Source organism: Photobacterium kagoshimensis, from assembly GCF_050337045.1.
Lineage (GTDB): Bacteria > Pseudomonadota > Gammaproteobacteria > Enterobacterales > Vibrionaceae > Photobacterium > Photobacterium kagoshimensis.
Window position 1 is genome coordinate 387,105 of sequence record NZ_JAKJSO010000010.1, and the last position, 16,283, is coordinate 403,387.

The following is a 16,283-nucleotide window of genomic DNA, read 5'->3' on the forward strand; positions in this document are numbered from 1 at the left end:
TTGGCAGCCTTTATTGCGTATTGAGGAACCCATGGACTGGCAAGTAACCAAAGGCACCGCGGCCCCACTTGGTGCAACTATCACAGCGACAGGGTGTAATTTTGCAATTCACGCCCCAAACGCCAAAGGACTCACTCTCGTTATCTTTGATCAAAATAACGATCATCACTCTATAGCATTACATAAAAACCATAGTCATATTTATTCTGCCCATGTCAGCGGTATCCAAGCTGGCACACACTACGCCTACAGCGTAGTAACGCAAAAAGAAACACTATGGCTTATCGACCCTTATGCTCATCAGTTAGGCTGTAACCTGCTCTCAGAAACCGTACCAACGGCTGTGATTACACATCATGCCTTCGACTGGCAAAGCACCGAAAAACCACAGATAGAACAGGCCAATACACTGGTCTACGAGCTCCATGTAAAAGGTTTTACCCATCTCCACCCAGATATACCCACTGTGCTACAAGGTAAGTATTTAGGCCTTTGTCACCCCGCATGCATTGAACATTTTAAATCATTAGGCATCACAACACTTCAGCTAATGCCGATAGCAACCAGCTTAGATGAGGAACATCTTCACGATAAAAAGCTCACCAACTTTTGGGGATACAACCCACTTTGTTGGTTTGCACCAGACAAGAAATTTGCCATTTCAGATCCCGTCATCGAGCTAAAAACCATGGTGCGTACCCTGCATCAACACGGAATTGAAGTCATTCTTGATGTTGTTTACAACCATACTGCTGAAAGTGGACGGGGTGGCCCTGTTTTTAACTTCAAACAACTGGCGCCAAAAACCTACTTAATGAATGGACAAGATCAATTCGAGAATTATTCGGGCTGTGGCAATACTGTCGATCTAAACTACCCACCCGCGCTAAGAACTGTCATGGATTCACTGCGCCATTGGGTTGAAGAATACCAAATCGATGGCTTTCGTTTCGACCTTGCCGCCACATTAGGTCGCAGAGGTCCCCTTTTTGATCGACGTTCTGCATTTTTCCAAAGCATTCACCAAGACCCAGCGCTCCAAACAACCAAGTTGATTGCCGAGCCATGGGACATAGGGCCAAACGGCTATCAACTCGGTGGCTTTCCGATGCGTTGGAATGAATGCAATGATAAGTTCCGCGATATAACCCGTAGTTTTTGGAATCACAGTGCCAGCCTTGGTGATTTCGCTACCCGCTTAATGGGATCGCGCGATCTCTTTAGTGCATCAAAATGGCCCGATAAACTGAGCGTCAATTACATTAGCTATCATGATGGTTTTACCTTACAAGATCTCGTCTCTTACAACGGTAAACACAATGAAGCAAATAAAGAAAACAACCGCGATGGTCACGGCGATAACCGCTCATTCAACCACGGTGTCGAAGGGCCCACTGACACGGTCGCAATTGTTACCCTACGCGAGAGACAGAAACGCAACCTGCTCACCAGCCTACTGTTTAGCTTTGGTATTCCGCACCTGCTTGCGGTCGATAGTTTATCGCATACCCAAAAAGGTAATAATAACGCCTACTGCCAAGATTCTGATATCAGCTGGGCTAATTGGCAATTAGGCGATACACAGCATGATTTTTATCAGTGGTTACAGCAGATCATCGCTGCCCGTAGTAAATACATGGTGCCTTTTATTGAAGGCTTTTCAGGTGAGAGCCGTGGTGAACACCGTATAAACTGGATGAAGCCCAATAGCCAACGCTTAAACGTCGATGACTGGCATCAACATTCGCCAATCATTTTACATTTGGGGTTATACCACTGCGGTTCTGAATTACTGTATCTGATCAATCCAGACAAAATCCCAACGCGCTTTCGTCTACCAAAAGGCAGCCCATGGGAGATTATTTGTGATACATCCGATCGAAATCCAAGTCAGCCAACAGTTTGTACCACTTACATGCAGTCTGCACATTCGATGACAATTCTGCATCGAAGATAAAATACCCCATAAAACAAAACGCCCGCTCAGAATGCCTGAGCGGGCGTTTTAATTTCAGCCTTATAGCCTCTCAGTAGCTAGGCTATAACACAAAGCAAATCAATTACGATTAAACAACAAAGGCTGCCACTTTATCATTCAGGTCTGATGCTTGTTTGCTTAGACTCTGCGCTTGTTCACGTGATGATTGGGCATCGACTGCTAATTGATCTGTCACATCTTTGATGGTCGTCGTGTTCTGAGTGATCTCATCCGTTACGTGCGTTTGTTCTTCAGCCGCGGTCGCAATCTGAGTCGCCATGTCACTAATCAGCGCTACAGAATTACTAATCTGATCCAGTGCCGCTGTTGCCTGAACGGCATCATCTACCGAACATTGAGCAAGCTGCGTACTGGTTTCCATCAAACCAACCGCTTTTGAGGTTGTCGTTTGTAAGGTAGCAATCATGCTCTGAATTTCTTCAGTCGACGTATGTGTTCGCTGTGAAAGTACGCGCACTTCATCAGCAACAACAGCAAAGCCTCGACCTTGTTCACCGGCACGCGCCGCTTCAATAGCCGCATTCAATGCAAGCAAGTTAGTTTGTTCAGCGATGCCTTGAATGGTAGAAAGAATGCTATTAATACCCTGTGCGTGACTATTAAGCTCACCAATCACCTGAGTTGCTTCATTCACTTCTGTTGCAAGGTTATTGATTGACGCACGGCTCTGGGTCACCAAGGCATGGCCACTGGTTGTGTGCGAGGTAGAGTCTTGTGCTGCACGCGCCGTTTGCTCTGCATGTGATGCGATTTCTTGCGTAGCAGATGCCATCTCAGTCACCGCTGTAGCGACTAAGGTAATTTCATCTTGTTGGCGACTTAGCTCTAGTGCTGACTGTTCAGCGCGTTTTTCCGCATCGACTGAGGTATGGTTTAATTCCACACCCTGTGCCCGAATATGACCAATTAGTGTCTGCAGACTCGCCACAAAACGGTTGAAGTTACGGGCTAAATCACCTACTTCATCATTGGTATCAATATCGATACGCTGGGTTAAGTCACCACCACCTTGTGCAATCAAGGCTAATGCATTAGAGACTTGCTGCAACGGTTTAAACAGGTAAGCACAAAGCATATTGAATAAGAACACACACACAATCACTGCAAGCAGCGTGGTAAATAGCTGTTCATACAATGAGGTGTAAAGAGGAGCAACCACGGAGTCATGATCAATTACAATAACCGTGTTTAAGTTAGTGCCTTGAATTGGCGCAACAAAAACATAGCTCTCATGGCCTGTGATATCTTGTTGAGAAACCTGACCTGTACGAGCAAGACGCTGTAATAAATCAAAGGTTAAATCGCGGTCTTTCGCATTCACAGGTTTATTCAGTAACGAGGTATCTGCATGGGCAAAAATATTGCCTTCATCGTTAGCGATAAACATGTAGCCTTTGCCCGGTAAAATAACTTCATCGAGCTGCTTAATAATATCAACCATTTCCACATCCGCACCCAGTACAGCTTGCTGACCGAAAATGTTAATGGCTTTACCCATAGATACCACGCTTGCCCCTGTCGCCGCGGCAACGGTTGGGTTTTCAACGGTTACTTTACCGTTTAACTTAATGGCATTTTGAAACCAATGCCACTGGCGCGGGTCATTGTTGCCAGGGGGAAGAATAACCTTGTTAGCATTGTCTTGTGTGCCATCGCTATAAGCGAGAAAGACATTGTCAAACTTACCTGAATCACGCACTTGCTCTAAATGCAGTTGCGTTGCATCTTGCGCTATACGTGTTGGCATAGCTGAAAGCGCCGTACCCTTTGCATCCAACCAATCAACAACATAGTGATTATAAGCCGATGCGACACCTTTTAGCCGGGTACTTAAGTCTTGATCTAATCGCCCCAACGAAGATACAAAAGACAAAGCGGTAACGACCAAGCCTCCTAAAACAATTGCAATACTGGCCGAGACTGCTAGTTTTTGCCTAAGTGTTAAATTCATTATTTTTAACCTTAACGTTATAATTGTGTTTGAATGTTCTAAATTATGACCAAAAGCCGCATTTATTTCACGGCTTAAAATAAAAGCAATTATGACATTTTTAACACAATTAATAAATCGCAAAAGGAATAATTGAACGCACCAATGCCATTTGCGTCATCAATACAGATGGATTTATAAATTAGCGGTATAAAAATAAAAAAAAGCCCCCATAAAGATGGAGGCTTCTCAACATATATATTTATTATTGTGACAATGATTCAGAGCTTATTTCAGCACTAGTATCATCAATCGCATCACTTAAATACATTTCTAGATAGCGTTCAGCGGATTCTTGCCATAAGAACTTACACGCCATTGCATTTTGCTGCATCCGCTTAAACTCTTGCGGTTGCTGACAATATAAAAGCAAACTGCGCTGTAATGTGATCAACAATGCATCAGCCGTTGGCGCATCAAACATAAAGCCAGTTGCAACTTGCGGCGTCTGATCGTAATCAATGACGGTATCTTTTAACCCACCAACGCTACGTACAATTGGTAATGTACCATAGGCTAAGCTATACATCTGGTTCAAACCACAAGGTTCAAACTCTGATGGCATTAAGAAGAAATCAGCGCCAGCTTCGACTTTATGTGCCAGTGTATTATCGTATGCTTCAATAAATGACAGCTTCTCAGGATTCGCCTTAACCAAGTCATGTAGCTGAGCAGCTAAGCGAGGATCACCTGTTCCTACAATCGCCACCTGTACATCATGCACGAGGAACTGCTGTAAAATAGGCAGTAAGTAATGAATACCTTTCTGCTCGGTGAGTCGACATACCATGCCGTACAAAGGCACATCTTTCGTCGGTAAATTCACTTGCTGCTGTAAATCACGTTTACACGCTTTCTTACCACGCGTCATGCTGATCTTATTGGCTTTAAAGTGCTGCTTAATAAATGGGTCCGTTTCTGGATTCCAGTCATCATAGTCGCAACCATTCACAATACCAAAGAGATCACTTACGCGCTGGTTGAAATCAAAGTCCATGCCATGTGCGCCTAATGGCGTCAGTAATTCAGACGCATAATTAGGGCTTACTGCATTAATTTTATTAGCATAAGCGACACCTGCCTTAAGCATGCTAATATGCGCGGCATCCATTTCTAAATGCATATAACGGTGCTGAATCAACTCTGGAATCAAACTGAATTGATCGTAGTTATATACACCTTTAAATACCGCATTATGAACAGTTAACACACTCTTTGTATTGGCAAAGAAAGTATTATCGGCATAACGAGTACGCAGTAAAAATGGTACTAGTCCTGTATGCCAATCATTGCAATGAATAAAGTCCGGCTTAAAGCCTACTTTCTCACATAGATCGAGTGAAGCGGCACTAAAAAAGGCAAAGCGCTCGCCGTTATCAGCATAAGCTTCATTATTTTCAGCATAAAGCTCAGCACGATCAAAATACTGTGGCGCATCAATCGCGTACACAGGAACATCACCGCTATTTAGCGGCATCACCTGATAAGGTGCAGGCGCTGGTTGGGACGCAACATTTAGCTCAGTGCTAATGCTAGGTTCAAACTGTTCACGTTGAGCAAGCGCACGATAATAAGGCATGGCGATACGGACATCGTGCCCCATTGCTTTTAATGCTGCAGGTAAAGACTTAGCCACATCAGCCAGCCCACCTGTTTTCACTAAACCTTCAACTTCAGATGATACGAACAAGATTTTTAACGGCTTATTCGTTACCCTTTTTTTCTTAGTAGCCAATTTTCGCTCCTTTAGGGATTACGACGATTCCTTCGTCTGAAACGTGATATTTCTTACGATCTTCCTCTAGGTTTTCACCTATCACAGTCCCTGGTGCGATCATGACGTTTTTATCAATAATCGCACGGCGAATTGAGCAGTTTGCACCAATTTTCACATCACCCAAAATAATGGATTCTGAAATCGTACTACAACAATCAACATTGGTACGGAAACCAAGTACTGACTTATGGATACGCGCACCACGAATATAACTACCCGCTGATACCATACAGTTATTAATATCAACTTTGCATTCTTCGCTATCAAGCACAGTTGCAGGTGGTAGTGGTGGGTAGAAGGTATGTAGCTGCCATTGACGGTTGTACAGTGAGAATGGTGCATCTTCCGACAATAGATCCATGTGTGCCTGCCAGTACGATTCAATCGTACCTACATCACGCCAGTAACCGTTATTTTGTTCACCTGGGATAATGTTGGTGTTGAAGTCATAAACAAACACCTTACCTTGAGGAACCAGTTTTGGAATGATGTCTTTGCCGAAGTCGTGGCTAGAATTTTCATTCTCAGCGTCTTCTTCAAGCTCTTTACACAATACGTCAGTTTCAAAGACGTAGTTACCCATAGACACAAGTGCGTGCTCTGGGTCACCTGGAATCGATTTTGGATTTGCAGGTTTTTCTTCAAAACCTACCATGCGCCCTTCAGCATCCACTTCAATCACACCGAATGCACTTGCTTCATGCAACGGCATACGAATGGCTGAAACGGTCAGTTGTGCTTCTTTTTCCTTGTGGTAGTCAAGCATCTGCTTCACATCCATTTTATAGATGTGGTCACTACCAAAAATACACACTTGCTCTGGCTCTGCGAGTTCGATAAATCGAATATTTTGATAAATGGCGTCAGCTGTACCGTCATACCAGCGTTTACCCATACGCATCTGAGCAGGGATAGGATCGATGAAACGATCGGTAATACCTGTGATGTTCCAGCCTTTCTTCATGTGGACATAAAGAGACTGAGATTTAAACTGAGTAAGAACGTAGATTTTCATTAAGTCTGCATTAACAAAATTGTTTAATGCGAAATCAACTAGTCGGTAACTGCCACCAAATGGCACTGCAGGTTTTGTACGTGAATCCGTTAACGGACGAAGACGAGAGCCTTCTCCGCCTGCCAAAATCATTCCTAAAACGCCAGCCATGGTGTACCTCCGTGTTATTAATTTAAGCAATCGCTGTCATATATATCACACTCTGCAGGCGGTTGAGAATATCCTTGCACTGAATATTGATGAATATTTCCAATAAATGCGACTTCAAGCCTCAACACAAACACCTAAACCTCACCAACAAACCAGCCTTAACCACTGATTTAAAAACAATTTACGGCGTATAAAGCTGAGCAATTCACTACACACAGATAATTAATATTAAAAATAAAGTAAAATGAAATCGCAATCTTGTAATAATTATTACAACACTTCATAACCACAAGGATACATAAAAACAATCCTAACCTAGGCTTGAATACAGGGTGATGATGGAAATATGTCGGATTAATTACACGCAGAGACAGCGTGATGAAATGAAAAATGGAACAAGACACAAAGAAAAGCTCTCTCCCCCTTGATAAAACCAACCATCAGAAGCAGAAAAAGTAAATGATAGTTATCTTGTTAATTTACAACATATCAAAAAAGAAACTGGCGAGTTCATACCAAAAAGGAATGAATTGAAAGGGTTAATTCGCAGTTAAAAATCGCTACAGGACATTACAAGTAACAACGCGCTCGTATTCGTGCTAATGCAGCTCCCCATCAAGCATCAAAACGAGGAAATTAAAGCGCATCGTTAATCATGTTCAATCGTCAATATTTGCCCTGTATACAAATCTAGTTCGATCTCAACTCTATGACCTATTTTATTGCGAGCCTCCACTTCAATCTCATCTTCATCTTGCTCAAGTTTAATTTTCTTAAAATCATAGTAACCCTGATCTTGCAGCATACGGAGAGCTTGCTGCACCGTCAGTGCGTTATTAGGCGTTGTATGAACAGGATCTGCAGTGCATACGACAGGGGCTATCGCTAACGTTAAAATTAAAAAACTTGAGGGTACAAATAACTTCATCTTATTTCTCCAAATGTGGACTCAAGCATCATAACAAAGCTAAATCACTCTCTCGACAGCGATGTTTCTGCTACCTCGTGAATCGGATCACACATTCATTCCATTGCGCTCGTTACAGTGGTCACCTATTGATTAACCATGAAGTTGTTATGCCTACTCATCTATCAGGCGCTTTTGACCCAATTCGATTTCGCCATCACCTACATCGCTACCCAGAACTCTCACTACAAGAGCAAAAAACTGCATCAGTGATTATCGATCAGCTTTTAAAGTTCGGCCTGTCTCCTCATACCAATATAGGTGGCTTCGGCATAGTCGTTGACATCAATAGTGGGAATGCAGGCAAAGAAACCTTATTACGTGCCGATTTTGATGCCCTACCGATCAGCGAACAAGCAGGTCATGACCATACATCGCGACACGCTGGTTGCATGCATGCATGCGGGCATGATGGCCATACCGCAAGTTTATTGAGTGTCGCTGAGCACCTCAGCCAACACCCACCTAAAAATGGTCGCGTGATCCTACTTTTTCAGCCTGCAGAAGAAATCGGCCTAGGGGCAAAAATGATGCTCGCCGATCCTCGGCTGCAACAGTTTAATCCTGATGCAGTTTACGCATACCACAACCTACCGGGTTATCCACTAGGTACTGTGGTGGTAAAAGAAGGTGCCTTTGCCTGTGCGTCTACAGGTGTGAGCATTTCACTCCAAGGCAAAACATCCCACGCTGCCAAACCTGAGAATGGCCGTAGCCCTGCAACCGCTGTCAGCCGTATCATGGCCTATCTAGAAGATCTTCCAGACAGTATTGACGATGCCTTCTGCTTGGTGACCTTGGTTCATGTCAAAATTGGCAACCCAGGATTTGGTACCTCTCCTGGCAAAGCCGATGTCATGGCCACCATACGCAGTGACAGCGACCTCGCCCTCGCGAGTATGCAAAAACAATTACAGGCCTTTGTTGACGAACAAGCTGCAGATCAAGGGCTAACCTCTAGCATCGAGTGGGTTGAACCTTTCTCTGCAACCCACAACCACCCAGCCTGTACTCAACAGCTGATTTCTGCGGCGCAAACATTAGGCTACCCCATAGAAGTACCTGCCCAGCCAATGCGCTGGTCGGAAGATGTGGGAGAATTTTTAAGTCACTGGCAAGGTACACTATTTTGTCTCGGTAGCGGTGAGGCACATCCTCAACTACATAACCCCGATTTTGATTTCCCCGATGATCTTATCGGTATAGCTGCCCGCTTGTTCATCCAACTCATTGAAGAACGTCATCATTAGTTGGGAACATTCAAAATCTGCCAGACAGAAAAAAGCGCGCTCATCATCAAGATTGAACGCGCTTTATTACTTAGCGTCGACCCATTTACGCAACCTCTATAGCGATGCCTGATGATCACTGATCAGGGCTGCCATTTGTGCCTCAGCACGCTGCTTCGCCTCTTCATAGCTTTCATCTACTTGCATCTGCTCAACCACTTCGTAATAGCATTTCACTTTCGGTTCGGTTCCTGAAGGGCGAACAACCACACGTGCTCCATTCTCTAAACGGTAAATCAATACATCACTGGTCGGTAAATCTATCGACTCGGCGGGTTTCGTAGCCAAGGAGCCAGAGAATGTGCGCTGAGCCGTTTGCAAATCGTCAGTTTGAACAATATCAATACCAGCAATGCGAGCTGGTGGCGAGGCACGTAGAATGCTACCGATTGCAGGAGAATCAGGCATCAAGGCAATGCTACGCTGTGCATTCAAATAGAAACCATGTTGACGATAAATCGCTTCAAGCTGTGACCAAATCGACTGCCCTTTTGCGGCTAGCTCTGCGGTCATTTGTGCAAACGCCACTAACGCTGTCAGACCGTCTTTATCCCACACTTTGCTACCCACGGTGTAGCCTAATGCTTCTTCATAAGCGAATAAAAATTGACTAGTGTCAGTTTGCTTTTGCATCGCAACATTGGTCAACCACTTAAAGCCTGTCAGGGTTTGATAGAAATTAGCCTGATGCGCCTGAGCAATCTTTTCAAGCAAACTTGACGATACTATGGTCGTGCCGACTAAGTTTTCATTGCTACCACTCGCTACATTTAGCAAGTAGTGCCCAAATAAAATACCAACCTGATCCCCTGTTAGCATTTTATATTCGCCATGCAAATCACGTACAGCAACCGCAAAACGGTCCGCGTCAGGATCGTTGGCACACGCTAAGACCGCGTTATGTTTTTTGGCTTCTGCAATCACTAAATCCATCGCCCCTGCTTCTTCAGGGTTAGGAAAATTCACCGTAGGGAAAGTACCATCAGGTTCGCGCTGGGCAGCCACACTATAAACATGTTCAAACCCCACGCGTTTAAGCATGGTTTCTGCCATCTCAGCCCCCACACCATGCATAGCAGTGTACGCAATCGAAACGGCTGCTGGCTGATGATGATTCTGCAGCAGCGGATTCGCTAACTGCGCATCTAAATACGCTTGATAAAAATCATCAGCTAACCATGCAAGCAAACCCTGATGCTCTGCTTGCTCAAGCTCCATCAAGTGCAAAGGTTGAACAGCAGCTTTATCAATCTCAGCAGCAATACCTGAATCATGCGGGGCGATGATTTGTGCGCCATTCTCCCAGTACACTTTAAAGCCGTTGTACTCAGGGGGATTATGGCTTGCCGTTACCACTATACCTGCCGCCGCTCCCAACTGTTTTACACCAAAAGCCACTAACGGTGTCGCCGCCACTTTACTCGTGAGGTATACCTTAATGCCCATCGCTGTTAGCGCCGCCGCCGCATCTTGAGCAAATTGTTTTGAGTCTAATCGGCCGTCATAGCCAATAACGACCCCACGGTGGTCTGCTTCTTCAATTTGCGATAGCAAGTACTGCCCTAAGCCTGTCGCTGTTTCTTGAATCACAAGGCGGTTCATACGATTAGGACCAGCCCCCACGACACCACGCAACCCTGCGGTTCCAAATTCAAGGCGTCCCGAAAAACGAGCTTGCAGTTCAGCCTCATTACCTGCGTCGATCAAACCTTTAAGTTCTTGCTGAGTTTTAGGGTCTGGATCTCGAGTAATCCACTGAGAGATGATTGTATTCATGATTAAATTCCTGCGGCTTTTTTTTAACTGAAACTACAGTAAATGATATTTATTCTCATTAAATTTATTGAGGTAGCATCAATTTTGAGGACGGTATCGATTTCGTCCTATGATCAATTCGGTGATTGAATGAAGTATAGATAGAAGAAAGGGATAACCCTGAATAATAGAATGTGACCCTGTCAGCATTATGAGAGAAAGAGGCTAAACCACCTCTTTCTCTTACGCGACAGTTAAGCCACTATCTCTTGGGATACAGGCTAGTTGAGCGGATCCGCTCAGCCTCTTTGGAATGGATAGACTGAGCCTAATTGGAGAATTTGAGTCAACTCATCCAGTGCGGTGCGTGACTCAATCAATAATTGCGGATCGGCTAAGTCTGATTCTCGTAGCTCATCACGATAATGAAAATCAACCCAAGTATTTAAGCGTTCAAATAATTCCTCATTCATCAAGGTAGATGGATTGACTGCTTTTAATTCATTGTCGTTTAAAACCACCCTTAAACGTAAGCAAGCAGGCCCACCGCCATTTGCCATACTCTGTTTAAGATCGAAAACTTCAACCCTATCGATACCTTGTTTTTGCGCAAGCATCGACTCGACATATGCCCACACATTTTTATTTTGACGACATTCATCTGGTAAGACTAAGACCGTTTCACCGCTTGGCATACTCAGTAGTTGTGAATTAAATAAATAACTATTTACCGCATCATCAATCGATACTGCACTCGTCGGCACTTCAATCACTTTAAACGAGTCCCCGACTTTCGCCGTAAGTTCATCGTAGACCGCTTGTTGATCTAAAAATGCTTGCTGATGACAAAACAAGACATTGCGGTTACCTACCGCAATCACATCATTATGGAATACCCCTTGATCGATCACGGCTGGGTTTTGCTGCGCCATCACCGTATGGCTTTCACTAAGTTGATGTAATCGTGCGACGGCCTCGCAAGCCTCATAGGTATGCCTAGCGGGAAATTTGCTTGGGGCTGGGTGACGGCTATCAAACGCATGCCGACCATAAACAAAAAATTCGACGCCTTTGTCCCCATATTGCTGACAAAAACGGGTATGGTTCGCCGCACCTTCATCACCATAATGCTCAACACTGGGTAAGGCGGCATGGTGGGCAAAATAACGCTCATCAGCGAAAGTCGCCTGTAATATTCGGCCCGTTGTTTCATGCTCTATCGAACGATGGAATTTATTGGTGAGATTAGCAGGCGTGAAATGAACCCGACCATCAGCCGTATCGGCGGAAGGCGAGACCGTTGAAGCATTTGCTGTCCACATACTCGATGCAGAACAACATGCCGCTAGCACTTTAGGGGCTTGTTTCGCCGCTTGCGCAATAACATCACTGTCTGACCCACTAAAACCCAGTCGGCGTAAGGTAAAAATATCCGGCCGTTCTTGTGGTGCTAATACGCCTTGCACTAACCCCATCTCGGCCAAGGCTTTCATTTTTGCTAACCCTTGTTTCGCCGCCTGCTTGGGTTTTGAAGGCGCTGCTTGGTTTTTCGCTGAAGCGACATTGCCAAAAGACAAACCACTGTAGTTATGCGTAGGACCCACTAACCCATCAAAATTTGCTTCATACGCTTTCATAAACATTCCATGTTGATAAACCACCCAAACAACATAACAAAGTATTTACATTTTAAGCAAGTATCGAGCAAAACCACGTATAACCGCTAAAAATAAGATACTCATTCTGCTTTGACACATAAAGATTCATCGACTCTTTCGCAACATCACTAAGAAATCAACAAGGTTATCGTGCAAACAGGTGTTGCAACTCGCTGTTATAGCGGGGTGTCGTTCACTTCTCCTTTATTAATAAGTTGACAAATCAAGCTCGGTAAATTGTCAAAAAAGGCATACTTAGTTTAATACTTATATAACTAACGTATAAAAATAGAGCGGATATTTTTATAAAAAACATGACGAGTAAACACAAAAGCCCACCAAAGAAGGCAGACAAACCGTTAACAACTGAGCAACTTGATTATATCGATGATCAAAGCGCAGCCTTGTTGCTTAACACCCCTAAAAGTGCACGGCGGATGCTGTGGGTAATTGTTTTGTTTTTCGTTATTGCTTTCGTATGGGCTTCACAAGCGCAGCTTGATCAGGTCACTGTGGGGAGCGGCAAAGTCATTGCCTCTTCGCAACTACAAGTGGTTCAAAACCTTGAAGGGGGCATAGTTAAGTCCCTGCTGGTTACAGAAGGCGATGCAGTTGTGCAGGGGCAAGAACTACTGATTATTGATGACACTCAATTTCAATCTGACTTCAACGAACAAAGCCAATCTCTGGTAGGGACACAAGCCGACAGTGTTCGCCTGAATGCCTTACTCGCCAGCATTCGCATTGATAAATCACAAGCGAAAACAAATTGGCAAAAAAGCATAGTGATCAAACGACAAGCATTAACCTTTTCCAGCGAACTAACTCAACACCAAGCTCGCTTAGTTCAGCGGCAGAAAAATGAGTTTACCGACCAGCTGTCACAACTCGAAAGCCAGCTTGCCGTGGTCGAACAGCAGATCAACCAAAAAGCACGTGAACGAATAGAAACCCAATCGCGCGTCAGCAGCTTACGTAACAGTTATGGCATTGCCAGCAAAGAATTAGCCATCACCAAACCGCTTGCCGATGAAGGAGTGGTGCCAGAAATTGAACTGCTCAAACTACAGCGCCAACTTAACGATACCCGCCGAGAGCTTAAATCGGCTGAATTACAGCTGCCTATCATCAAAGCCGCCATTCAAGAGGCTATATTAAAGCGTATCGACATTGCGCAAAATTTTCGTTCTGACTTACAACGCGAGCTTAACGAGATTAGCGACCAAGTTGCCAGCTTATCGGCCTCACAGATAGGGCTTCAAGATCGGGTAAATCGAACCACCATCACCTCCCCTGTGACTGGCATCATACAAACACTGCATACCAACACGGTTGGTGGTGTCATTCAACCCGGCATGGATGTCATTACCATAGTCCCCACCGACGATAACTTGCTGATTGAAGCGCAAATCGCGCCAAAAGATATTGCCTTCCTGCGACCAAAACTTCGCGCAATGATCAAATTCAGCGCCTATGATTTTACTGTCTTTGGGGGATTAGAAGGCACCCTAGAAACCATCAGTGCCGATACCATTAAAGACGATGAAGGCAATAGCTTCTACCAAATCAGGATCCGCACCGCTCAAAATTATTTACTCAGCGGCAGTGGTGAAATCTTACCTATTATTCCAGGAATGACAGCATCTGCCGACATCATCACAGGGAAGCGTACGGTACTTGATTATTTATTAAAGCCCGTGATATCGGCTCAACACAATGCGCTAAGAGATTGAAAATGAAGAAAAAAACTTTTATCGTCACCTTGGCTTGCATAGGATACAGCCTCATCAACTCCCCAAATGTATTAGGGCAATCTTTAGAGCAAGCCATCGCCCAAACACTCGCAAGTAACCCAGATATACGCCATGCTTACCATGAGTTTATGATCCGCAATGAACAAATACGTGCATCACAAGGTGATTACCTGCCAGATGTTAACCTTGACGCAGGAGCGGGTTACGAAAACTACAGTAACGAGCGAGGCAGTAAAGGGGACTTTCAACCCCGCGAAGTACGATTGAGCGTGCAGCAATTATTGTGGGACGGTGCCATTACCTACAACGATATCACACGGAATAAATCCGAAACCGAAGCGCAACGCTATCAACTACTTGCTGATGCACAAGATAACGCATTACGCACCACGCAAGCCTATTTAGATGTCCTTCAAGCACAAGAAATCTTGTCGCTTTCACAAGCCAATTTCGATGTCCACCAGCGTATTTATGGTGATATTAAAAAGCGCGCCGATTCAGGCATAGGTTCAACCGCGGATTTAGCGCAAGTTGAAGGACGTTTAGCTCGTTCAAATACCAATTTAATTTCCGCACAAAGCAACTTAAATGACCAAGTCACCGAGTTTGTTCGTATTGTTGGTCAATACCCTACCGCACTTGAAAAGCCAGAAGTCGACATCAATTTCATCGCAACATCGCTTGACGATGCAATGGCAAAAGCCAAGGAAAACAACCCTGTCGTCAAAGTCGCGCTCAATGACATTGACGCCGCTCACTCTCAGTATGATCAAGCAAAAGGCACCTTCTACCCCACTTTTTATGTCGAAGCATCACAACAATGGGGCGAAGAGTTAGATGGCGTGCCTGGAAGTAATGATGAATTTAAGGCCATGCTCAGAATGCGCTATAACTTGTACAACGGTGGTAGCGATCAAGCCCAAAGCCGCCGCGCAGCCTACCAAGTCAATCAATCGAAAGACGTACGCGATCGGGCACTGCGTCAGCTAGAAGAAGGGACTCGCCTCGCATGGAGCGCGATGGCGCTTGCCAATGATCAGACCGAATTTTTACAGCGCCATGTCGATGCCTCAGCCCGCACTGTCATTGCTTATGAAAAACAATTTAAGATCAGCAAACGCACCCTGCTCGATGTGCTAAACACCGAAAATGAGCTGTTTGAAGCACGTAAAGCCTATCTAGATGCCCATTACAATGGCATTTATTCTAAGTACCGCTTACTCAATGCAACAGGGCTACTATTGTCTGAATTACGCGTAGATGTACCAGAGCAATGGCTCACATCCGTTAAGTAATGCAAGGAGCTTTTACGATGAAATTGCTAGTTTTTCCATGCTTACTACTACTCGCAGCGTGTGCAACCTCGGTACCCAATGATATGCCGCTGGCGGAACAATCAAAAGATTTACGTGACGACGACGATGACGGCGTTATTAACGCTAGAGACAAATGCCCTAACACCCCTCACCCTGCAATTGTCGATAATGATGGTTGTCCTACCTTTGTCGCGAATCCGGAAGAAGGACGAATTCATATATTGTTTGCCAATGATTCGACCCAAATTACGGCAGAGTATCAAAGCCAAATAAGCGAAATGAGCCAATTTCTTAAAGCGCACCCGTCAACCTATATCGAGCTAAAAGGCTACGCTAGTCCAGTTGGCAATAGTGACTACAATGTCGGGCTATCTCAACGCAGAGCCCAAGCCGTCAAACAATCTCTGCTTGGTGCTGGTATAGCGCAAAGCCGCATCATGACTGTCGGATTCGGTGATACAGAGCCTGTTAGTGCAGACAACGCAGAAGTGACCAATACATTAAGTCGTAGAGTTACCGCACAAGTCAAAACGGCCTCCAATAAGGTTATTGAAGAATGGACAATCTTTACGCTTCGCCAAAATTAATGCCTGCCGCTTTTATTAGCAATGGC

Annotated in this window: 11 protein-coding genes; 5 read left to right on the forward strand and 6 right to left on the reverse strand. The window is 44.7% G+C overall.

Annotation, left to right across the window (positions count from 1 at the left end):
* Positions 1-31 precede the first annotated feature (31 nt).
* Positions 32-1,957 carry a glycogen debranching protein gene (locus tag L4C35_RS07365; protein WP_428462271.1) on the forward strand — a complete coding sequence of 642 codons (1,926 nt, stop codon included), beginning with the start codon at positions 32-34 and terminating at the stop codon, positions 1,955-1,957.
* Positions 1,958-2,066: 109 nt separating this feature from the next.
* Here L4C35_RS07365 and L4C35_RS07370 read toward each other — a convergent pair whose 3' ends face one another.
* From L4C35_RS07370 to L4C35_RS07385, 4 genes are all read right to left on the reverse strand, one after another.
* Positions 2,067-3,950 carry a methyl-accepting chemotaxis protein gene (locus L4C35_RS07370; RefSeq protein ID WP_428462272.1) on the reverse strand — a complete coding sequence of 628 codons (1,884 nt, stop codon included), beginning with the start codon at positions 3,948-3,950 and terminating at the stop codon, positions 2,067-2,069.
* Between the two features lie 244 nt (positions 3,951-4,194).
* Positions 4,195-5,724, reverse strand: coding sequence for a glycogen synthase GlgA (glgA, locus tag L4C35_RS07375; RefSeq protein WP_428462273.1), 1,530 nt, complete (start codon positions 5,722-5,724; stop codon positions 4,195-4,197).
* Positions 5,714-6,931 carry a glucose-1-phosphate adenylyltransferase gene (glgC, locus tag L4C35_RS07380; RefSeq protein ID WP_428462274.1) on the reverse strand — a complete coding sequence of 406 codons (1,218 nt, stop codon included), beginning with the start codon at positions 6,929-6,931 and terminating at the stop codon, positions 5,714-5,716. The genes glgA and glgC overlap by 11 nt, the downstream gene beginning before the upstream one ends.
* 649 nt (positions 6,932-7,580) lie before the next feature.
* Positions 7,581-7,859, reverse strand: a complete 279-nt coding sequence (locus tag L4C35_RS07385; protein WP_428462275.1) for a PepSY domain-containing protein — start codon at positions 7,857-7,859, stop codon at positions 7,581-7,583.
* A gap of 149 nt (positions 7,860-8,008) precedes the next feature.
* Here L4C35_RS07385 and L4C35_RS07390 point away from each other — a divergent pair, with 149 nt between their 5' ends.
* A complete protein-coding gene (locus tag L4C35_RS07390) occupies positions 8,009-9,148 on the forward strand; it encodes an amidohydrolase (RefSeq protein ID WP_428462276.1) in 1,140 nt (379 codons plus the stop codon).
* A gap of 96 nt (positions 9,149-9,244) precedes the next feature.
* Here L4C35_RS07390 and L4C35_RS07395 read toward each other — a convergent pair whose 3' ends face one another.
* Both L4C35_RS07395 and astB read right to left on the reverse strand, forming a co-directional pair.
* A complete protein-coding gene (locus L4C35_RS07395; protein ID WP_428462277.1) occupies positions 9,245-10,963 on the reverse strand; it encodes a phospho-sugar mutase in 1,719 nt (572 codons plus the stop codon).
* Between the two features lie 278 nt (positions 10,964-11,241).
* Positions 11,242-12,579 (reverse strand): N-succinylarginine dihydrolase, encoded by a 1,338-nt coding sequence (gene astB / locus L4C35_RS07400; protein WP_428462278.1) that lies wholly within the window; start codon positions 12,577-12,579, stop codon positions 11,242-11,244.
* A gap of 335 nt (positions 12,580-12,914) precedes the next feature.
* On the opposite strand from astB, the gene L4C35_RS07405 reads away from it, so the two are divergent.
* Genes L4C35_RS07405 through L4C35_RS07415 form a run of 3 tightly spaced genes read left to right on the forward strand, consistent with a single transcriptional unit; the run spans position 12,915 to position 16,257 of the window.
* Positions 12,915-14,333, forward strand: coding sequence for an HlyD family type I secretion periplasmic adaptor subunit (locus L4C35_RS07405; RefSeq protein ID WP_428462279.1), 1,419 nt, complete (start codon positions 12,915-12,917; stop codon positions 14,331-14,333).
* 2 nt (positions 14,334-14,335) lie between these two features.
* Positions 14,336-15,649, forward strand: coding sequence for a TolC family outer membrane protein (locus L4C35_RS07410; protein ID WP_428462280.1), 1,314 nt, complete (start codon positions 14,336-14,338; stop codon positions 15,647-15,649).
* Between the two features lie 17 nt (positions 15,650-15,666).
* Positions 15,667-16,257 carry an OmpA family protein gene (locus L4C35_RS07415; protein ID WP_428462281.1) on the forward strand — a complete coding sequence of 197 codons (591 nt, stop codon included), beginning with the start codon at positions 15,667-15,669 and terminating at the stop codon, positions 16,255-16,257.
* Positions 16,258-16,283: the final 26 nt, after the last annotated feature.